The sequence below is a fragment of the Comamonas sp. MYb21 genome (assembly GCF_037479395.1).
In the GTDB taxonomy this organism is placed as follows: Bacteria; Pseudomonadota; Gammaproteobacteria; order Burkholderiales; family Burkholderiaceae_C; genus Comamonas.
Genome location: NZ_JBBGZC010000001.1, coordinates 117151 through 136542, shown reverse-complemented (window position 1 = coordinate 136542; position 19392 = coordinate 117151). Strand labels below are relative to the sequence as shown.

Annotated in this window: 16 protein-coding genes and 1 pseudogene; 11 read left to right on the top strand and 6 right to left on the bottom strand. The window is 64.8% G+C overall.

The window, feature by feature from the left end:
• The first annotated feature begins 138 nt into the window (after window positions 1-138).
• Window positions 139-2283 (top strand): WG repeat-containing protein, encoded by a 2145-nt coding sequence (locus WH367_RS00630; protein ID WP_339533694.1) that lies wholly within the window; start codon window positions 139-141, stop codon window positions 2281-2283.
• A gap of 21 nt (window positions 2284-2304) precedes the next feature.
• Here WH367_RS00630 and WH367_RS00625 read toward each other — a convergent pair whose 3' ends face one another.
• On the bottom strand, window positions 2305-3132 hold the full coding sequence (locus WH367_RS00625) for a helix-turn-helix domain-containing protein (protein WP_339533692.1): 828 nt from the start codon (window positions 3130-3132) through the stop codon (window positions 2305-2307).
• A 375-nt stretch (window positions 3133-3507) separates the two neighbouring features.
• On the opposite strand from WH367_RS00625, the gene WH367_RS00620 reads away from it, so the two are divergent.
• From WH367_RS00620 to WH367_RS00595, 6 genes are all read left to right on the top strand, one after another.
• Window positions 3508-4584 (top strand): ABC transporter substrate-binding protein, encoded by a 1077-nt coding sequence (locus WH367_RS00620; protein ID WP_339533691.1) that lies wholly within the window; start codon window positions 3508-3510, stop codon window positions 4582-4584.
• 57 nt (window positions 4585-4641) lie between these two features.
• Window positions 4642-5760, top strand: coding sequence for an ABC transporter ATP-binding protein (locus tag WH367_RS00615; protein ID WP_445228046.1), 1119 nt, complete (start codon window positions 4642-4644; stop codon window positions 5758-5760).
• On the top strand, window positions 5757-7502 hold the full coding sequence (locus tag WH367_RS00610) for an ABC transporter permease subunit (RefSeq protein WP_339533690.1): 1746 nt from the start codon (window positions 5757-5759) through the stop codon (window positions 7500-7502). Before WH367_RS00615 ends, WH367_RS00610 begins: the two co-directional genes overlap by 4 nt.
• Window positions 7503-7519: 17 nt before the next feature.
• Window positions 7520-8758, top strand: a complete 1239-nt coding sequence (locus WH367_RS00605) for an NAD(P)/FAD-dependent oxidoreductase (protein ID WP_339533689.1) — start codon at window positions 7520-7522, stop codon at window positions 8756-8758.
• Between the two features lie 12 nt (window positions 8759-8770).
• Entirely contained in the window at window positions 8771-9457 is a 687-nt protein-coding gene (locus tag WH367_RS00600) for a GntR family transcriptional regulator (protein WP_339533688.1), read from the top strand.
• An 86-nt stretch (window positions 9458-9543) separates the two neighbouring features.
• Window positions 9544-9903: a RidA family protein gene (locus WH367_RS00595; RefSeq protein ID WP_339533687.1), complete on the top strand. Its 360-nt coding sequence runs from the start codon at window positions 9544-9546 to the stop codon at window positions 9901-9903.
• Window positions 9904-10019: 116 nt separating this feature from the next.
• On the opposite strand, the gene hisD is transcribed toward WH367_RS00595, so the two are convergent.
• A complete protein-coding gene (gene hisD / locus WH367_RS00590; protein ID WP_339533686.1) occupies window positions 10020-11306 on the bottom strand; it encodes a histidinol dehydrogenase in 1287 nt (428 codons plus the stop codon).
• A gap of 374 nt (window positions 11307-11680) precedes the next feature.
• Here hisD and WH367_RS00585 point away from each other — a divergent pair, with 374 nt between their 5' ends.
• The 4 genes from WH367_RS00585 to WH367_RS00570 are packed head-to-tail and all read left to right on the top strand — an operon-like array spanning window position 11681 to window position 15605.
• Window positions 11681-12766: an acyl-CoA dehydrogenase family protein gene (locus WH367_RS00585; RefSeq protein WP_339533685.1), complete on the top strand. Its 1086-nt coding sequence runs from the start codon at window positions 11681-11683 to the stop codon at window positions 12764-12766.
• On the top strand, window positions 12763-13569 hold the full coding sequence (locus WH367_RS00580; RefSeq protein ID WP_116927154.1) for an ABC transporter ATP-binding protein: 807 nt from the start codon (window positions 12763-12765) through the stop codon (window positions 13567-13569). Before WH367_RS00585 ends, WH367_RS00580 begins: the two co-directional genes overlap by 4 nt.
• A 39-nt stretch (window positions 13570-13608) precedes the next feature.
• Window positions 13609-14829 (top strand): ABC transporter substrate-binding protein, encoded by a 1221-nt coding sequence (locus WH367_RS00575; RefSeq protein ID WP_339533683.1) that lies wholly within the window; start codon window positions 13609-13611, stop codon window positions 14827-14829.
• The gene (locus WH367_RS00570) at window positions 14826-15605 is read left to right on the top strand and encodes an ABC transporter permease (protein WP_339533681.1); all 780 of its coding nucleotides are present in this window, start codon (window positions 14826-14828) and stop codon (window positions 15603-15605) included. The genes WH367_RS00575 and WH367_RS00570 overlap by 4 nt, the downstream gene beginning before the upstream one ends.
• 38 nt (window positions 15606-15643) lie before the next feature.
• Here WH367_RS00570 and WH367_RS00565 read toward each other — a convergent pair whose 3' ends face one another.
• From WH367_RS00565 to WH367_RS00550, 4 genes and pseudogenes are all read right to left on the bottom strand, one after another.
• The gene (locus WH367_RS00565; RefSeq protein WP_339534115.1) at window positions 15644-16402 is read right to left on the bottom strand and encodes a sensor histidine kinase; all 759 of its coding nucleotides are present in this window, start codon (window positions 16400-16402) and stop codon (window positions 15644-15646) included.
• Between the two features lie 27 nt (window positions 16403-16429).
• Window positions 16430-17737 (bottom strand): annotated as a pseudogene (locus WH367_RS00560) (sensor histidine kinase); the annotation flags it as partial.
• 168 nt (window positions 17738-17905) lie between these two features.
• Window positions 17906-18703: a response regulator transcription factor gene (locus WH367_RS00555; protein ID WP_339533680.1), complete on the bottom strand. Its 798-nt coding sequence runs from the start codon at window positions 18701-18703 to the stop codon at window positions 17906-17908.
• A gap of 392 nt (window positions 18704-19095) precedes the next feature.
• Entirely contained in the window at window positions 19096-19266 is a 171-nt protein-coding gene (locus tag WH367_RS00550; RefSeq protein ID WP_339533679.1) for a hypothetical protein, read from the bottom strand.
• Between the last annotated feature and the right edge of the window lie 126 nt (window positions 19267-19392).

The window sequence follows — 19392 nt, the reverse complement described above, 5'->3', positions numbered from 1 at the left end:
GGGCGGCAGAAGAAAAAGCGGATACTTTGGCGCTGTATCCCTTTTGGTCCATGGCCTCATGCTCTTTCCTCTGCATCCTTCTAGTGGCGGCATACCGCAGCAGCTGTCCGTGCCCGGGCGGCGGGCCAGGGGCTCGGTATGAGCGCCTTGCAAGTCTTGCGTGCCTGGCTGGGGCTGCTCGCGCTCAGCCTGGGCCTCGCCAGCGCCCAGGCTGCGCCGCCTGACTACCAGGATCTGTATGCCCACCCCGAGCGGGCCTTGCCGATGCAGCAGCACTGGCAGATGCAGCCGGTGTCGTCGTCTGCGCCACCCTGGGCAGAGATCTTCATGTTCCAGACCCGCTTTGATCCCCGCCTGGTCGATCGCCTGCGCTGGCTGAGCCTGAACCCTGACCCCGACACGGCACTGGCCCCCGCCTTGTTCGATGCCCTGGACGGCCGCATGCTGTTTCTGGCGCCGTCCGCGCGCAGCCTCTGCAATGGCCGCTGGCAGGTGGTGCGGGTCGAATCCATCAGCAACTCCAGCGTCAACAAGGTGCTGCAGCCCGCTACCAAGGTCTGGCTGGTGCAGCACAAGCCAGGCGGCACACTGGAGGCCACCACCGCCTACGGGCGCCTGGATGCGCAAGGCCATTGGGCCGTGCCGCCGCTCACCTGCGACGGCAGCACCACCAACGCGGTGTTCTCCGCCGATGCGCTCGCCTATCTAATGCCGGACGATGCCCAGCCCCTGCCCTCGGACCTCCAGCTGGACCTGGTGTATGCGCAGCCGGGCCTGCGCGATGCTCGGGGCCGCTGGCTGGCGCCGGTGCCGCCCAGCGATATCACCACCGCGCAGTGGATGGACTACAAAAAGCAGATCGTCACACCGGGCTCGACCGGCTCGGGCCTGATCGATCCGCAAGGGCGCATGGTGATTCCGTTCATCTTTGGCATGCTGCCCGATGCGACGGCGCAGCGCCGCATCCAGCTGTGCAGCAACGCCGGACTGCGTCTGCTGCGCGACGCCCAAACGCCCCGGGTGTGCCGCTGGCAGCGCCTGCAGCGCAGCCAGGGTGGGGAGGGGCTGCGGCCCGTCCAGGACGCGGCCACCGGGCGCTGGGGCTACCAGAATGCGCGCGGCCACTGGGTGATTGCGCCGCAGTTCCACGAGGCGCGCCGGTTTCGCCATGGCTACGCGGTGGTGGCGGCGCCGTTTTCCGAGGACTGGCGCCCGCCCGGCTGGCAAGACGCGTGGCCGATGGTCCGGCAGTACTGGCGCATGGGCCGCTATTGGGTGGCCGAGGCGCTGGTACGCAATCCATCGACCGCCGGGCAGTGGGCCATCCGCTATGGCCTGATGAACGATGCCGGCCAGTGGCTGGCGCCGCAGGCGCAGCTGCCGCTGCAGATCACCGTGCCATCGCCCGCCGGTGGCCGCAACGGCCACTATGCCCAGATGCTGGCCGCCCATTTGCCGGCGCTGCTGGGCCGCCAGGTCGAGGTGACACATCTGCCCGATGCCAGCGTGGCCGACTACGAGCGGCTGGCTGCCCAAGGCGGCAACCGCCAGGTTCTGTTCACGGCCATGACCCTTCCGCGCGGTGGACTCCCGGGCCTGCACCAAGGGCCCCCCATCGATACGGCGCTGCGATCGCTAAAGCCGGTGACCCTGGTCGCGTCGCAGCCCTTGGTGCTGGCCATCGATAGCACCCAGGCCGATGCGCTGGGCATCCATAGCACCGATGATCTGCTGGCCTACGCCCGTTCCCACCCGGGCCGGTTGCGGGTGGGTACGGGTGAGGATGGCTGGATCGGGCAGCTGGCGTTGGCCCAGCTGCTGGCGCGCAGCCGCGTGGACCTGCAGCGCGTGGTTTTTCCCGGCAGGTACCCCGACTCCGATGTGGTGACGAAGGCGCATGCGGTAGAGCTGGTGTTGGCGCCTGTGAATGGCGTAGCCACTGCGGTGCGGCGTGGCCAGCTGCGGGTGCTGGGCACCACGGCCGACCCGGCCCATCCGCAAAGCCTCGATGGCACCACCTGGCCCACCTTGGGCGCGCATGCCATGCTGGCAGGTTTGGCGGTCTACGACCACTTCATCCTCTGGGCCGCTGCCAACTCCGATGCCGCTGCCAACCGCGAGCTGCAGCAGGCTGTGGCCCAGCTGCTGGCCAAGCCCGAGGTGCAGCAGCAGCTGCAGGGCATCCAGGCCGTCGGCGGTGGTGGCTCGCCCGAGAGCCTGCTGGCGCTGGAGGCGCAGATGCGCGAGCAATGGCTGCGCGCCCAGGACTTGGCGGCGCCCTGATGGCGGGCAGCACGGTGCCTGTCAGCCCTCGCCCCCCAACATGACGCCGCCTTCCTGGCAGCGCAGGTAGGCGGCGATTTCGGCGGGTATCGACGGGTCATCCGCCGCCAGGATCTGGCAACTGCGCAGATGGCTGCGCCAGGAGCCGGCCGCGCCTTCGCGCATCAACGCGACACGGGCTGAGAAGGGCTGGCGAAAGGACGTGGAGGCCACACCGGTCACCAGGCCGTAGAGAAAGCGGGCAGGGGTGCGGTGCTGCGGCGTCAGCACGCTGAAGGTGAGCTCGTTTTTCTGCTTGCTCTCAAAGTCCAGCATGAAGATCCGGTCCCCCAGCAGCACGCAAAAGCCATGGTAGACAAACGAGAACCAGCTGCTGCCTCCCAGGCCGTTGGACATCGGAAAGCGCTCCACCGTCCGGTAGAGCGTGCGGCCATCGCGCTCGAAGATGGTGGTGACCGAGCGCAGCACCTTGCCCTTCATGATGGACGAGCAGTGGTAGCGGTAGTACATGCCGTGGTAACGGGCCAGCGCCGCCTGGTTGCCATCGGTGGCATCCATCAGCCCCAGCAACCGGGGAAAGCGCAGCAGGTTGGGCGGCTCGCGGTCAATGCCTTCGTAGAAGGCCTTGAAATCGGCCGGCATGCGCAAGAGATCGCTGGGCTCCATGTGGAAGTAGCGGGCGATCTTGGCCAGTACTTTTTGCGAGGGCTGGTGCCGGCCCGCCAGGTATTTGTTGAACTGCTGCCGGTTGACATCAATGCGTTCGCAGAAATCGGAGATGGAGTCAAAGGAGCCCGCAAGCAGTTCCAGATTCTTGACGAGTGATGAAAGGCTGTCCGTGTGCGGCATAGGTCTCCTGCGGGTTCTGGAACATGTGCTTCTTAGGGGCCTGAATATTCTGACCTGCTTTGCAGCCCATGCGGGTCGGGGCACCAAGAAGTTGACAGGCTGAAGCACCAAGTGCGCCACAGTGCTTCGTCAAAAGCGCCTGATGCGAAATTGATTGAAAAAATTCTGCCATCTAAAGTGGCTCTTACTGACGCGCAAGCATCTCTGGGCCTGGCAAGGATTCCAGACGGATGGCGGTAGCGGGCAGGTTGGTCGGGTGCAAAAAAGAGGTTGCCATGTGCGACCGTATTTTTTGCCCAGGCTGACATGTCAGGCAACCCGGTGGCATGTCAGTACTAACCCTGGCTGACCTTTTCATTTCGCACTGGAACCGCTATGTCTCAACCCCAGCAACCGCAAGCCTCTCGCCGAGGCCTGCTCAAGGGCACCGTCGCCGGTGCTGCCACCCTCGCTTTCCCAGCCCTGTGGATTCCGGCCTCGGCGCAGGACAAGCGCATCGTCGTGCGCGACCCGGGCGGCCCGTATTCCGAGGGCTTTGCAGAAGCGTTCTACAAGCCGTTCAAGGCCGCAACGGGGATCGAGGTGGTGCCCATCGTGGCGCAGGCGGACCCGACAGCGCAGATCAAGGCCATGGTGGATTCCAAGAACTATGCCTGGGACATGGCGCTGCTCAACCGCCAATCGGCGGATGTGCTGACAGACGCGAAGACGGGCATCTATCTGGAGCCTGTGAATGTCGATGCACCGGAGATTCCCGAGAAATTTCGCTCGCAGTACCTGATTGCAACCCTGGTTCTGCAGACCGTTCTTGCGGTGCGCACCGACAAGTTCAAGGACCGCAAGATGCCGAACTCCTGGGCAGATTTTTTCAACGTCAAGGAGTTTCCGGGCCGCCGCGCGATGCGCCGCAATCCCTCGGATACCTTGGAGGAGGCCCTGCTGGCTGCGGGCATCAAGGGCGACAGCCTGTATCCGCTCAACCTCGACAAGGCATTCGCCTCCTTGAACAGCATCAAGAAGGATGTGCAGGTCTGGTGGACGGGCGGTGCACAGACCTCGCAACTGCTCAAGAGCGGCGAGGTGGACATGTGCCCCACTTGGAATGCCCGGGCGCAGACCGTTATTGACGAGGGCGCACCGGTGAAGATCATCTGGAACGAGGGCCTGTGGAGCTACGAGGGCTTCGCCATGCTCAAGGGCACGCCCAAGGCGGCCATCTGCCGCGAGTTCATCAAGTTCAGCTGCGATGCCAAGCGCCAGGCGATCTACACCAAGTACCTGGCCTATGGCCCGTCCAATCCCGAGGCCTACAGCCATATCGATGCGGCACGCGCACGCATGCTGCCGGCCTTCCCCGAGAACCTTGCCCAGTCCATTCAGCTCGACGGTCGCTATTGGGCGTCGAACAAGGACAGCGTCACCGAGCGCTTCAACACCTGGCTGCTCAGCTGAGGATCGACCATGCTGCTTGCCACTGCCAGCCATGCCATGCGGGAAATGAATACTGCTGTGACTACCACCAAGACGACGAGCCAGGCCATGGCCGCTGCCGGGCCCAAGCTGCAGGTGCGCGGCATCTCCAAACGCTATGGCGACAGCTATGCGCTGCGTGCCTCCGACCTGGAGCTGCGACAAGGGGAGTTTGTTACCTTGCTGGGGCCTTCGGGATCGGGCAAGACCACCTTGCTGATGATGATTGCCGGCCTGGTCCAGCCCAGCTCGGGCGATATCTGGATCGACGGCCAGGTCGCCACCGGCCAGCAGCCCTACCAGCGCGATGTGGGGATGATGTTCCAGAGCTATGCGCTGTTTCCGCACATGACGGTGGGCGAGAACATAGCCTTCCCGTTGAAGATGAAGGGCATGCCCAAGGACCGCATCCGTGATGCGGTGCAGGAGGTGCTGGAACAGATCAAACTGCCGTCGGTGCGCAACCGCTTTCCGTCTGAGCTGTCGGGCGGCCAGCAGCAACGCATTGCCTTGGCCCGGTCCATCGTGCACCGGCCGTCGGTGGTCTTGATGGACGAACCGCTGGCAGCGCTGGACAAATCGCTGCGCACGCACATGCAGATGGAGATCCGGCAACTGCAGCAGGCACTGAATATCACCGTGCTGTATGTGACCCATGACCAGGAAGAGGCGATGACCATGTCCGACCGCATCTGCCTGATGAACGAGGCGCGCATCGAGCAGATGGCCGCGCCGTCGGAGCTGTACTTTGCGCCGCGTACCGTCTTTGCCGCTGGCTTTTTGGGAGAGTCCAACACCATCGAGGGCAGGGTGGAGGCCGTGCGCAATGGCATGGCCGAGGTTCGCCATGCCCATGGCATGCTCGAAGGCCGTTTGATGAATACCGCCAACCCAGGCGATGCCTGCCGGGTGATGGTGCGGCCGGAGGCCATCCGCATGCTGGCGCCTGACAGGCTGACACCAGGCATGAATGCCTTGCCAGCGACCGTGGCATCGCACGTGATCTGCGGCGCTACCTCACGCACCTTGCTGCACACGCCAGGCGGTGTGGGGCTGTCGGCGGTTCAGCTGACCTGCCGAAGCACGCCCGCGCCCACGGGGCCGGTGATGGCCGCTTTCACGGCCCAGGATTGCCTGGTGTTTGGAGCCCAGGCATGACTGGCGATAACCCTGTGAAATGGCGCGGCCTGGCGCTGCTGTCGCCTGCTCTGCTGTTCATCCTGGCGCTGGTCTTCGTCCCGGTGGCCATCCTGCTTTTCGCCTCCTTGAATGGGCCGGCCGGCTTCTCGTACAGCGCCTTCTCACGCCTGGTCCATGTGCCTGTCTATGCCCAGGTCATGGGGCACAGCGCGGCGCTGTCGGCGGTGGCTGCGTCGCTGAGCGTGTTGGCCGCCTTTCCGATTGCGGTGGCCCTGGCGCGAACCACCGGAGGCTGGCGCCAAGTGCTCTGGATCGGTGTGCTGCTGCCGTTCTGGACCAGCTTTCTGGTGCGCACATTTGCCTGGATTGTGATCCTGGGTCGCAATGGCCTGGTCAACAACCTGCTGGTGTCGCTGGGCATCAGCGCCGAGCCCCTGGAGCTGCTGTACACCCATCTCAGCGTCATCATCGGCCTGGTACATGTGCTGTTGCCCTTGGCCATTTTGACCATGTTGCCGGTCATCGAGTCCATGGACCGGCGCCTGGTGCCTGCAGCATCGACCTTGGGCGCTAAGCCGGGTACTTCTTTCTTCGTGGTGTATTTCCCGCTCTGTGCAGCCGGCTGCACCGCTGCATGGCTGACCACCTTCGTCTCGGCGCTGGGGTTCTTCATCACCCCGGCCTTATTGGGTTCGCCCAAGCAGACCATGGTGGCGCAAATCATCATCCAGCAGGTGCAGGAAATGATGGATTGGAGCCTGGCCGCAGCGCTTGCGCTGGTCACCCTGGTGGCCACCTTGGGCGTCTACTGGGTCTATGACAAGCTGGTGGGTCTGTCGAGTCTGGCCGGCGAAGCCAGCAAATCCGCAGGTGGCAGGCTGAGCCGGATTCGCGCATTCAAACAGGCTCTGATGTGGAATCTCGGACGTGCCAGCGACCGCGTATTGCAAGTGCTTCCTTTCCGTTCCGCCAGCGCAGAGCAGCGTCCGGTACCCTGGTTTGCCCTGTTGCTGGTGGCACTCATGGTAGCGCCGGTCCTGGTCCTGATTCCTGCGTCTTTCACGACCAGTGCATTCATCGACTGGCCACCCCAGGGTTTCAGCACCCGCTGGTATGCCGAAGTCTTCCAGTCGCCGGTATGGGGCACCGCCTTCTGGCGTTCCTTGGGCGTGGGGGCGGTAGCGGCCTTGATCGCCAGCCTCATTGGTATTCCTGCGGCCTTTGCCTTTGCCCATCAGCGCCTTCCATTCCGCTCGCTGCTGCTGGGCCTGGTGCTGGCGCCCGTCATTCTGCCCAGAATCATCATTGCGCTGGGGCTGTTCTATGTGCTGTCCCGCCTCAATCTGGTGGGCTCGTCCCTGGCCCTGGCCGTGGGCCATGCCGCGTTGGCGCTGCCCTATGTGGTCATCACGGTCACGGCGACCCTGAAGTCCTATGACCGGCGGCTGGATGCTGCGGCTGCCGTGCTGGGGGCGCGTACAGGCGCCAGGCTGGGCCGGGTGACCTTGCCCATCATCATGCCGGGCGTTGTCTCCGCGCTGATCTTTGCTTTTGCCACGTCGTTCGATGACCTGACCTTGTCGCTGTTTGTCAGTGGCGGGCTCTTCACGACCCTGCCCAAGCAGATGTGGGATGACGCCCTGCTCAAGGTCAGCCCCTCGCTGGCCGCGGTATCGGTGCTGTTGTTTGCAGGTGTTCTGCTGGTCATGGCCGCTGCCTACCTGGCGCGTGCTGCGTTGGCCCGGCGCCGTTTTGCCTGAAGAAGGAAAGCCTCCCTATGGCTGAAGAGATTGTTGTCATTGGTGCCGGCATCGTCGGTGCGGCATGTGCAGCGCGGCTGACGATGGCGGGTAGAAAGGTCGTCGTCATTGACCGGGTGCTGCCGGGTATGTCCTGCTCCTTCGGTAATGCCGGTGGGCTCAGCCCCACCATCAGCTTTCCGCTGGCCACGCCCGACATGTACCGGCAGATTCCGGGCTGGATGCTGGACCCGGAGGGACCATTGGTGGTGGATTGGAAATACCTGCCCAGGGCACTGCCCTGGTTGCTGCGGTTTCTGCGCGAAGGCTCAGCGGCGCGCAGCAGCCAGGCTGCGCAAGGCGTGCGCACGATGATGCGGTCTGTGTTTGAGGACTATGCGCCGCTGATCGCGTTTTCCCGGTCGGAGCAGCTCATCCACCATGCTGGACAGCTCTATGTGTTTGACAGCGATGCGGGCTTTGCGAAGGAGCAGGGCGCGATTGCAGCGCGGCGTGCGCTGGGACTGGCGCAGCAGGTGCTGGCTGGCAGCGAGATCCAGGCCTTCGAGCCCCAGCTGAGCCCGCGTTTCAAGCATGGCGTCTACCTGCCCAGCCATGGGCATTGCTCCAACCCACAGGGATTTGTGCAGCGTCTGGTGGAAGCCAGCGTGTCCGCAGGCGCCCGCTATCTGCAGGCCGAGGTCTCGCGGATTGAGCCCGGGCCTGACGGGGTGCTGGTGCATGGCCTGGGCAGCCCCCTGCTGGCCGACCAGGTGGTGCTCGCTGGTGGGGTCTGGTCAAACGCGCTCTTACGGCCGCTGGGCACATCGGCGCCTTTGGAGAGCCAGCGCGGCTACCACATCCAGATGCCCTACCAGGGCAGTGCGCTCGGCCGCAATGTCTTCTGGCAGGAGCGCAAGACACTGGCAACGCCGATGGACGCAGGCCTGCGCTTTGCCGGTACCGCCGAAATAGCGGGTCTGGATGCCAAACCCAATGAGCGGCGCTTTGCACTGTTGCACAAGGTGGCCGCCCAGATGTTTCCTGGCCTGGAGCAGGTCAGCGGCTCGCGCTGGATGGGACATCGACCCTGCACGCCGGATTCTCTACCACTGATTGGCGCACACCCACAGCACAGGAACATCGTCTGCGCTTTTGGCCATGGGCATGTGGGCCTGTCGGGTGCGGCATTTACCAGCCGGGCCGTTGCCCATCTGCTTGCTGGCGGCGCGCCAGAGCCCTCCTGGTCGGCCTTTTCGCCGGCTCGCTATCTCTAGCCGGAGCCCCAAATGGTCGCTGTTTTGGACATGGGCATGGACGGCACACCGTTGCAGGAGCGGGTCTTTGAAGCCATCAAGCAACGCATCATCAGCTGCGAGCTGCTGCCGGGGTCAGAACTCTCGGAGGCCAGCGTTGCGAACGACTACGGGCTCTCGAAAGCGCCGGTCCGCAGCGCCATGACCCGGCTGAGGGAGGCCGGCTGGCTGCAGAGCCAGCCGCGCCGCAGCCATATCGTCGCACCCTTGACGATCCAGGATGTCAACGAGATCTACGATGCGCGCTGCCTGATCGAGCCGGAGACGGCCCGGCTGGCTGCCGGCAAGGTCTCCAAGGTCTACCTGACCGCGCTCAATGGCGCCTGCCAAAGAGCCTATGACCTGAGCGACACGGTCGCCAAGCGTGCGTTTTTGCGCGCCAATGCGGACTTCCATATCGGTATTGCCAGGTCATGCGGAAACCAGCGCCTGGCCACCATGCTGGCCCAGCTGCATGAGCAGTCGTTGCGCGTGCTTTACCTGAGCGTCAGCGTGGCGCAGCGGTCGGACGCCTGGAAGAGCGGGCACAACGCCATCATCGACAAGCTGCTGCATGGTGACAGCGTGGGCGCAGCGGAAGAAACCCTGCAAGGTGTGGAGCGAAGCCGCATATCGGTGCTGGAGGCGCTTGCCCGTCACCAGGACCTGCTGACGATTTGAAAAGTTTGTGCTTCGGCGCAAGACCCCGTACCGACCATCGGTCGGCATTTCCCCCCGCGCCTCTGCGCACCACTATCTCAAGAGCCATGAAAGAAATTCCTCGTACCAATGTAGGCGTCCGCCTGTCTGATATCTCCGTGCACAACGGCGTGGCCTACCTCGCCGGCCAGGTGCCGCGTCAGACGATCGACCAGGACATCAAAGCCCAGACCGCTGAGGTGCTGGCCACCATCGACCGCTTGCTGGCCCAGGTGCAGAGCGACAAGAGCCAGATCCTGTCTTGTCAGATCTTTTTGCGCGATATCCAGCAGATTGCAGACATGAACGCGGTGTGGGATGCCTGGGTGCCTGCTGGAAAGTGCCCATCGCGTGCGACGGTGCAGGCATACATGGCCAACCCCAAGACGGGCATTGAGGTGGTGCTGACCGCCGCTTGCCCGGTGTAATGCAAAGCGCCTGTTGTGTAGACAACAGGCGCTTCGCTGCGACACCCGGCCGGCTGTGGCGGGGCAGACAGCGGCCATTCGATGCAAGGCAGCGATAGATCGCTGCCTTTATGCTTTCAGGCGGTCTGCTTCTTGTAGCGGCGCACGCGCAGGTCTGCCTGCTCCTGGTGGCCGGCAAAGCCCTCCATCGCGCACAGGCGTGAGCAGTATTCGCCGATGCTGGCAGAGGCCTCGTCCGTCAGCACGCGCTGGTAGGTGCAGGTCTTGATGAACTTGCCCACCCACAGGCCGCCGGTGTAGCGTGCGGCGCGCATCGTGGGCAGGGTGTGGTTGGTGCCGATGACCTTGTCGCCATAGGAGACGGTGGTGCGCGCACCCAGGAACAGCGCGCCGTAGTTGCGCAGGTTGTGCAGAAAATAGTCCGGGTCACGGGTGAGGATCTGCACATGCTCGCCAGCGATGCGGTTGCCTTCCTGCAGCATTTCCTCCTGGGTGTCGCAGAGGATGATTTCGCCATAGTCGCGCCAGGCCACGCCGGCAATGGCGGCGGTGGGCAGCACCGCCAGTTGGCGCTCGATCTCTGCCGGCAAGGCCTCGGCCAGCGCTGCGGAGGTGGTGACCAGGATCGTGGGGGAGTTGGTGCCATGTTCGGCCTGGCCCAGCAGGTCGGCGGCGGCCATTTCCACATCGCAGCTGTCGTCGGCGATCAGCAAGGTTTCGGTCGGGCCGGCGATCAGGTCGATGCCGATGCGGCCAAAGAGTTGGCGCTTGGCCTCGGCCACATAGGCATTGCCGGGGCCGACGATCATGTCCACCGGCGCAAAGGCCTCGGTGCCCAGCGCCAGCGCGGCAACGGCCTGCACGCCGCCGATGCAGTAGATCTCATCGGCACCGGCGAAGTGCATGGCCGCGACGATGGCCGCATTGGGCTGGCCGTTGAAGGGCGGGGCGACAGCCACGATGCGCTGGACCCCGGCGACCTTGGCCGTCACCACCCCCATATGGGCCGAGGCGATCAGCGGGTACTTGCCGCCCGGCACATAGCAGGCCACCGATTCCACCGGGATGTTCTTGTGGCCCAGGATGACGCCGGGCAGGGTCTCGATCTCCACCTCCGACAGGCTGGCCAGCTGGGCCTGGGCAAAGCGGCGCACCTGCGCCTGGGCAAACTGGATGTCGTGCTTTTCCTGCTCGCTCAGCGCGGCCACGCAGTTGGCAATCTCGGCGGCGCTGAGGCGAAAGCTGGCGGGCGACCACTGGTCAAACTTTTGCGAATAGTCGCGCACAGCGGCATCGCCGCGTTCGGCGACGGCCGCGATGATCTGGGAGACGACGGCGCTCACTTCGGCGCTGATGGCGTTTTGTGCTGCGGCAGGCTTGGCGGATTTGAGTTGGCGAATCATGGGGCTCCTGGTGCCGATGGGTCGTTGAGGGCGGGGGCGAGATGCCGACGCTGCTTCATTGTGGCGAGCAGCCTGGGTGCGGGCAATTTCGCAACCGCCGCATTGGCGTGCCTGGCTGACGCAGTGGCTGCGTCACAGTGCGTCAGACGCCGGCAAGGGCAGGGCTGATGCCTTGCCAAGCTGTGCTCGGTCAAATAAGCCTATCAGGCAGTTGCGTTAGACTGCAGCATCCTTGCGCGGGGCCTGCCCGCGCTCCCACCATGACTTTTTGCCGGTCCGGCGACTGACCATGCGACGGGTGCTCTCCAACCGCTCTCCTGGGCGGGCTGCGGCAGCCGGTGTGTCTGAGACGACCGTGCGGGCCTCCCAACACGATGAGCACTTCCACCCCCTTGCTGACCGACAGCGCAAGAACCGATATCGCACAGCGCGCCTTTGTGCTCGATACCCAGGCCGAGCTGGCCAGCACCGTGCTGCCCATGCTGGCCCACCATGACCTGCTGCGTACCGGCCTGCCGGTTGCGCAAGGCGGCCATGGCGGTGATGTGCGCGATGCCATTGCCGCGATCGCCGAGGTGGCCAGCCTGTCGCTGACGACGGCCTTTGTGTTCTGGAGCCAGCGCGCCTTTATCCATTACCTGCAAGCCAGCGGCAATGAGGCCGCGCGCGAGCGCTGGTGGGATGCCTTGCTGCGCGGTGATATCGCCGGGGCGGTGGGCCTTTCCAATGTGATCAAGTTCCTCTCGCGCATCGAGGCCTTGCAGGTGCAGGCCAAGCCACTGGCGCAAGGCTGGAGCCTCGATGGCGTGCTGCCTTGGGTTTCCAACGTGCGCAGCCAGGGCTTTGTCGTGGCTGCCGCCGTGCAGCCCGAAGGCGGCGGTCTGCCGATGGTGATGGCGCTGGAGAGCGGGCTGCCGGGCCTGGTGCGCTCGCCCGATCTGGACCTGCTGGGCATGCGCGCCAGCAATACCGCTGCGCTGCAGCTCAACCAGGTGGTGGTGCCCGCGCATGCGCTGCTGGCCCAGGCCGGGCCTCCGTACCTGAAGGCCGCGCGGCCAGGCTTTTTGGGCATGCAGTGTGCGTTGTCGATTGGCCTGGCGCGGGCCGCCTTGCAGGCTGCTGCCCAGGGCGGCGGCACGCGTGGCCCCTTGCACGCCCGCGTGACCGAGGCACAAAAGACCTTGGGCCAGGTGGAGGCAGCGCTGTTGGACGGTGTGCTGGATGACCGCTGGGTCGCCGATGTCAGCCCGCTGTTTGCGTTGCGCATGCGCCTGGCAGCCATCGTGCAGCAAGCGCTGCAGCTGGAGCTGCAAGCCACGGGAGGCCGCGCCTATCTGCAGGACCAGCAGCCCGATTTTGGCCGCCGCTGGCGCGAGTCGGCCTTTATCCCGATTGTCACGCCCAGCCTGACGCAGCTGGAGGGCGAGCTGGCCCAGCAAGCGGCGCAGGTGTCGGCATGACGGCAGCCCTTGCACCCCGCCAGGCCTTGCAGGGCCGGGGCCTGGCCTATGGCTACCGGGCCGGTCAGCCGGTGTTTGCCGGTATCGATATCGATATCGACAGCCAGGAGATTGTGGCGCTGCTGGGCGGCAGCGGCTGCGGCAAATCGACCTTGCTGCGCACGCTGGCCGGACTGCAGCCGCCCGATGCGGGAACCCTGCAGTTTCTTGATGCGCCTTTGCGGGCGCCGCACCCGCGCGCGGCCGTGGTGTTCCAGCAGGCCAGCCTGCTGCCCTGGCTGAATGTGCAGGACAACGTGGCCTTTGGCCTGGATTTCAAGCACCAGCCCCAGGCCACGCAACCGGTGATTGCGCAGCGCGTGCAGGCCAGCATCGAGGCCGTGGGCCTGCGCGGCAAGGAAAAGCTTTTCCCGGCCCAGCTCTCGGGCGGCATGGCCCAGCGGGCGGCGCTGGCCCGTGCGCTGGCGCGCGAGCCGCGCCTGCTGCTGGCCGATGAGCCGTTCTCGGCGCTTGATGTGCTGACCCGCAGCGACATGCAGGCGCTCTTGGTGGAGGTCGTGCACCGCTGGCATACCGCAGCGCTCCTGGTCACCCACGATATCGACGAGGCCCTGCTGGTCGCAGACCGGGTGCTGCTGATGGGCAGCACGCCCGATGTGCAAGCCGGCGCTGGCCGCATCGTGCAGAGCTGGCGCATCGACATTCCGCACCCACGGCGCATGGACGACGAGCGCGTCGCTGCGATGCGGCTGGAGATCTTGCATGCATTGCAAAGCCTGCGCGGGCAGGCCACGGCCGTCTGACAAACCTGAGACACACCCCAACGACGAGGAGAGAGAACCATGACTTACCAGCACATTTGCACCTCTAGCCACTGCGACTGCGGCATCAGCCGGCGCGACTGGCTGCGCATTGCCGCCATCAGCGGCGCAGCGGCCACGCCTTTGCTGCGCGCGGGCGATGCCTTCGCACAAAAGTTCAAGGGCGACGATGTGCCCGTGCGCATCGGCTACCTGGCCATTACCGATGCCACGCCGTTCTTTGTGGCGCACAGCCGCAAGCTGTTTGAGGCCGAAGGCCTGCAGACGGAAAAGCCGCGCCTGTTTCGCAGCTGGGCGCAGCTGATCGAGGCCTTTATTGCCGGCCAGGTGAACGTGGTGCACTTGCTCTCGCCCACCACCTTGTCGGTGCGCTATGGCTCCAAGTTTGGTGCCAAGGTGGTGGCCTGGAACCATATGAGCGGCTCGGCCATCACCGTGGCGCCCCACATCAACAGCGTGGCCGATCTGGCCGGCACCACGTTTGCGATTCCGTTCTGGTACTCGATCCACAACATCCTCATCCAGCAGGTGCTGCGCAAGAACGGGCTCACGCCGGTCAGCAAACCCAAGGGCACGGCGCTGGGCGCCAAGGAGGTGAACCTGGTGATCGTGCCGCCCGCCGAGATGGTGGCCGCGCTGGCCTCCAAATCGGTCTCGGGCTTTATCGTGGCCGACCCGTTCAACGCGGTGGCCGAGACCATGGGTGTGGGCAAGGTGGCGCGTTTCCTGGGCGATATCTGGAAGGACCATGCCTGCTGCCTGGTGACCTTGTCCGAGCGCGACATTGCCGAGCGCCCCGAATGGGCGCAGCGCGTGACCACGGCCATCGTCAAGGCGCAGCTGTGGACGCGCGACCACATGGGCGAGACGGCCGAGCTGATGTCCAAGGACGGTGCCAACAAGTACACGCCGCACCCGCTGCCGGTGCTGCAAAAGGTGTTTGACCTGAAGGACTTCGACCAGTACCGCGCCAAGGGCGTGCTACAGCACCCCGAGTGGAACCAGCGCCGCATCGACTTCCAGCCCTATCCCTTCCCCAGCTACACGCAGGAGCTGGTCAAGGCCATGCAGGGCACCTTGATGGAAGGCAATGTGGACTTTATCCGCGAGCTGGACCCGGCCTTTGCTGCCAAGGACCTGGTCGATGACCGCTTTGTCAAGCAGGCGCTCAGCCAGGTGGGCGGCTTGAAGGCCTTTGGCCATGCCGATGACTTCAGCCGCAAGGAAGTGATTGCCGCATGATGCAGGCTGGCAAACGCTGGGCGGCGCGCCTGGCCTGGCCGCTGCTGGGCATGGCCATCACGCTGGCGCTGTGGGCGGTGGCGGCCCGGCATCTGTCCGATGTGGAGGCCATCCGCGCCGCCTTTGCGCCGCAGGCCGGGCTCCAGGCGCTCGTGCATCTGCTGGGCAGTGGCGAGCTGTGGCCGCATATCCGCATGAGCCTGGAGCGCATTGCGATTGCGCTGGCCCTGGCGCTGGCCATGGGCGTGCCGCTGGGGCTGTGCCTGGGGCTGTCGCCGCTCTTTGCGCGCATCAGCGGGCCGACTTTTCAGTTCTTGCGCATGGTCTCGCCGCTGTCCTGGATGCCGCTGGCGGTGATGGCGCTGGGCGTGGGCGAGGCACCGGTGATTTTTCTGCTCAGCTTTGCCACCGTCTGGCCCATCATGCTGAACACCGCTGCCGGTGTGGCTGCGCTGGACCCGGCCTGGATGCGGCTGGCGCACAGCCTGTCGGCCACGCGCTGGGAGACCATTGCCCGCGTTGTGTTGCCCGGCTGCATCAGCCATATCCTCACCGGCTTTCGGCTGGCGGTGGGCATTGGCTGGATTGTGCTGGTGCCCGCCGAGATGCTGGGCGTCTCCAGCGGCATGGGCTATTTTGTGCTGGACACGCGCGACCGCCTGGCCTATGACGAGCTGATGGCCGGCATCGTTGTCATCGGCTGCCTGGGCTTTGTGCTCGACTGGCTGGCCCGCGCCCTCAGCAGCCGCTGGACGCAGCGCGGCCGGCAGGGCTGAGCCGCCTGGCCAGCCGCAGCCAGCCCTGCTCCTCCCAATCAGTGCGGCGCGATGCTGGCGCCGCGCTTGCTGCGCAGCGCCAGTTGGTGGATGCCGGCAAAGTCAAATTTTTCCAGCCGATCCAGCAGCTGGGCGGTGAACAGCGCATGGGCTGTGTGGTCGGTGTGGCGGTTGATCCAGCCTTCGATATCGGTGAGGCACCCATGCAGGGCCAGCTCGGCGAGCGCATCGAGCGCGGCATCGCCAGGGGTGGCTATCGCAGCGACGGGCGCCAGCGCTGCGCGGGCCGGCTGCCCCGGCTGCGCCGTGGCCGCTGCGCCGCTGCCGTCGATGATAGGCACCGAGAGCTCGAACGAGAAGGTGGTGCCCTGGCCGGCGGCGCTGCTCACCTCCAGGCTGCCGCCCATCGCCATCAGAATGCGCTGCGAGATGAACAGGCCCAGGCCCGTGCTGCCACCCTCGGCCTGGATTTGCTGGAAGGCATCAAAGATATCGGGCTTCTGGGCCAGGTCGATGCCGATGCCGGTGTCGGCCACGGCCACATGGAGCACGCAGAACTCGCCGTCCTGGCGGGCGTTGACCGACAAGGTCACCACGCCATCGCGGGTGAACTTGGCGGCATTGGAGACCAGGTTCAGCAGCACCTGCTGCAGGCGCTTGCCGTCCATCGCGATGCGCCGGGGTAGGGCGCCGCTGACATGGCTGTGGAAGTGGTTGTTCTGCTGCGAGCACAGCGAGACGGCGTAGTCGGAGATGTCGTCCAGCAGCGCCTGCAGATCGAGGGGCGCGGGGCGCACCGCCAGCGGTTGCAGCTCGGACTTGGCATATTCCAGCAGCTCGTCGATCAGGTCCAGCTGGTACTTGACGCTGCGCTGGATGGTCTTGACCAGGCCCTGCTGCTTGTCGGGGGCTTCTGTCAGCAGCAGATCCGAGTAGCCCTTGATCGTTGCGAGCGGCGCGCGCAGGTCATGGCCGATATAGCCCAGCACTTCCACCTTCTGGCGCTCCTTGGTCTGGGCGTCGCTCAGCGCCGTGCTCAGGTCGGCATTCAGGGCCGAGGTGACCATGGCCGCGTACTTCTCATCCTGGCGGCGCACCACCATCTGGCCCAGGATATGGCAGGACAGCAGGATCAGCACGGTGCCGACCGCAGCGACCAGAATGGCGGTCCACAGGTGCTGCTCGCGGATGGCAGCCAGGGGCTCCAGCGATGCGAGCGTCATCAGCTCGTACTGGGTGTTGGTCAGCGGCTGGTGCTTGATGACATAGGGCGTTCCGTCGATCAGCCATTGGTCCGATCGGTTGTGGGTGGACATGGGCTGGATCGCCATGGCCTCGCCCAGGTCTTCCCCATCTCCGTCGTCCCGGGGGTGCAGGAATCCAGCGGGCAACAGCGCCGCCACATTGCGCAGCATGAAGGGCTCGGACGAGCTGGTGGTCACGCGCCCCTGGCGGTTGACGATCAGCGCAATATGCCGGCCCGTCAGGTAGTGCGCCATATCGGGCGCATCGAACTTGACGGTCACGGAGCCCTGCACAACATCCTGGGCATCGTCGATGCGGCTGGCGACAAAGTAGGAAGGGGTCTTGTTGATGCGCGCAATGCCAAAGGAATGGCCGCTGCCATCGCGCAAGGCATTGTTCAGGTAGATGCGGCCCGAGTAGATCATGCCGACGATGCTGTCGGGTGCCGCCCAGTTGCTGGCCGTGATCGTGTCGTCGGACAGGTTGTTCTGGTAGATGCGGGCGTAGCGCAGGTCGGCCCCCAGCGCGTCCATGAAGTCGCCCACCTTGCGCACCAGCGGGTCGGAGGTGAACTGGGCCGCGCGCTGCTGGCGGGTCAGCGCTTCGAGGCCTGGCGGGTCGGTGCGGTAGCGCGTGGCCAGCTCGATCACCTGGCTTTGGCTGGCCACCATATTGGCCACGCTCACCATCTGGGTGAAAAGCCGGTCCACCACGCGCGCCGTGGTCTCGGCCTCATAGGCGGCGCTGGAGGCCTGGCTTTGGGTCCACTGCGTGGCCACGCGCTGCGATAGCCACCAGCCCAGACCTGCCACCAGGCAGAGCCAGAAAAGTACGAGCGCACCGGTGGCGCGGCGCACCAGGGGCAGCATCTCCCGGCCGCGTTTCATCGCAGCGGGCGGCTTGCGGGTGGCAGCGCTGCTTGGGTCAGCGAATGGCGAAGGCGGGGCGGGTATGTCCATGGTCTTGGTGATGCGCAGAGTCAGGTGGCAGGTGCAGGCCACGGGTGCAGGGCGCCGATACAGGGCACCGGGGCAGATGCGGGCAGGCCCCCGGCCTCAGTGGAACTTGGAGGCGACCAATTGTTGCAGCACCTCAGGGTCGGCCTGGCACTCGCTGCGCAACTGGGTGGGCGATTTTTGCCAGAACTTCTTGAACTCGGTGGAGAAGTTGGCCGAGTTCAGATAGCCCACTTCCAGCGCCACATCGGCAATGCTCAAGGTGCTTTGGGCCAGCATCAGCGCGGCTCGGCGCATGCGCTCCTGGCGGATGAATTCAAAGGCCGACAGTCCGTCGCTGGACTCGAACACCATGTTCAGGCGCCGCATGGACAGGCCCAGGCTGGCGGCAACGTCCGAGCTTTTCAAGTCGGGGTCCTGGATATTGCCCAGGATGTATTCGGTCGCCACCTGCTTGAGCGTGAGGTTGGCCGGAGACTGGCTTGGCGGCGCTGCGGCGCGCTCGGCCTGGCCCAAGTGCCCCTCCTGCGCCTGCGCCACGGTTTGCCGGGCCAGCATCAGGTGGATACGCACGCGCTCCTGGATCTCTTCGACAAAAAAGGGCTTGGTGATGTAGTCCACGCCACCGGCGCGCAGGCCCGAGAGCCGGTCGTCCTGCTCGATGAGGGCCGACAGAAAAATGATGGGGATGTGCTGGGTCGCCGGGTTGGTCTTGAGCAGGCGCGCAATCGTGATGCCGTTGCGCCCTGGCATGCGTACATCGAGCAAGATCAAATCAGGCAGCAGCACCGCTGCCCGGGCATAGCCCTGGTCGCCATTGAGTGCGACGCTGACCCGGTACGAGGTATTGCGCAATGCGGCGACCAGCAAACGGAGCTGGTCTGGATCATCATCCACGATCAACACATGTGGAGACTGCATGTCAGCATTGCTCATAGCTTCTGTTGGACCTTGATACACCTTTAACGGTTGTTAATTGTCACACATGGTGTCTGGCATGTTGCTTGTTTGTTTTAAATCAATGTTAACTGCGGCATCCATGCGGGGTGCTTTACAAAGCCTGTGAAAACGGGGTTTAGACCCATGAGTACCTCTGTAAAGGCTGATTTTCTCTGTTTTTTAAAAAATGTCTTTGGTATTTTTTTGAATTTTCGGATGCCTATAGAGAAACTAGATAACAAGAAATGTTACCTATTTTCCAGTCCCGAGGGTGCCGTGCCGATCCCTGCGCTGCCCCAGCCAGTGCGACGCGGGGGCGCTATATACCGTCTTCTTATAGATGGCACTGCCTAGTGGTGGCCATGCTCGGCGACCGTGCCAAGGCGCTGGCGACGCTTGGCCGCATGGGTGTCCCACAGCGCCACGCCCAGGATGAGCAGGGTCGTCAGCCAGCCCAGCACCAACAGATTGCAGACCTGGCCTAGAGGCACGAGCACCAGCACCAGCACCAGCAGCATCAAGGCGCCCAGCCAGTGCGACGCGGGGGGCGCGCTATAGATCGTCTTCCTATAGATGGCACTGCCTAGTGGTGGCCATGCTCGGCGACCGTGCCAAGGCGCTGGCGACGCTTGGCCGCATGGGTGTCC

Excerpts from the sequence above, each read along its gene's own strand:
- WH367_RS00630 (WP_339533694.1), top strand. The coding sequence starts at position 139 with ATGAGCGCCTTGCAAGTCTTGCGTGCCTGGCTGGGGCTGCTCGCGCTC.
- WH367_RS00625 (WP_339533692.1), bottom strand. The coding sequence starts at position 3,132 with ATGCCGCACACGGACAGCCTTTCATCACTCGTCAAGAATCTGGAACTG.
- WH367_RS00620 (WP_339533691.1), top strand. The coding sequence starts at position 3,508 with ATGTCTCAACCCCAGCAACCGCAAGCCTCTCGCCGAGGCCTGCTCAAG.
- WH367_RS00610 (WP_339533690.1), top strand. The coding sequence starts at position 5,757 with ATGACTGGCGATAACCCTGTGAAATGGCGCGGCCTGGCGCTGCTGTCG.
- WH367_RS00605 (WP_339533689.1), top strand. The coding sequence starts at position 7,520 with ATGGCTGAAGAGATTGTTGTCATTGGTGCCGGCATCGTCGGTGCGGCA.
- WH367_RS00600 (WP_339533688.1), top strand. The coding sequence starts at position 8,771 with ATGGTCGCTGTTTTGGACATGGGCATGGACGGCACACCGTTGCAGGAG.
- WH367_RS00595 (WP_339533687.1), top strand. The coding sequence starts at position 9,544 with ATGAAAGAAATTCCTCGTACCAATGTAGGCGTCCGCCTGTCTGATATC.
- hisD (WP_339533686.1), bottom strand. The coding sequence starts at position 11,306 with ATGATTCGCCAACTCAAATCCGCCAAGCCTGCCGCAGCACAAAACGCC.
- WH367_RS00585 (WP_339533685.1), top strand. The coding sequence starts at position 11,681 with ATGAGCACTTCCACCCCCTTGCTGACCGACAGCGCAAGAACCGATATC.
- WH367_RS00580 (WP_116927154.1), top strand. The coding sequence starts at position 12,763 with ATGACGGCAGCCCTTGCACCCCGCCAGGCCTTGCAGGGCCGGGGCCTG.
- WH367_RS00575 (WP_339533683.1), top strand. The coding sequence starts at position 13,609 with ATGACTTACCAGCACATTTGCACCTCTAGCCACTGCGACTGCGGCATC.
- WH367_RS00570 (WP_339533681.1), top strand. The coding sequence starts at position 14,826 with ATGATGCAGGCTGGCAAACGCTGGGCGGCGCGCCTGGCCTGGCCGCTG.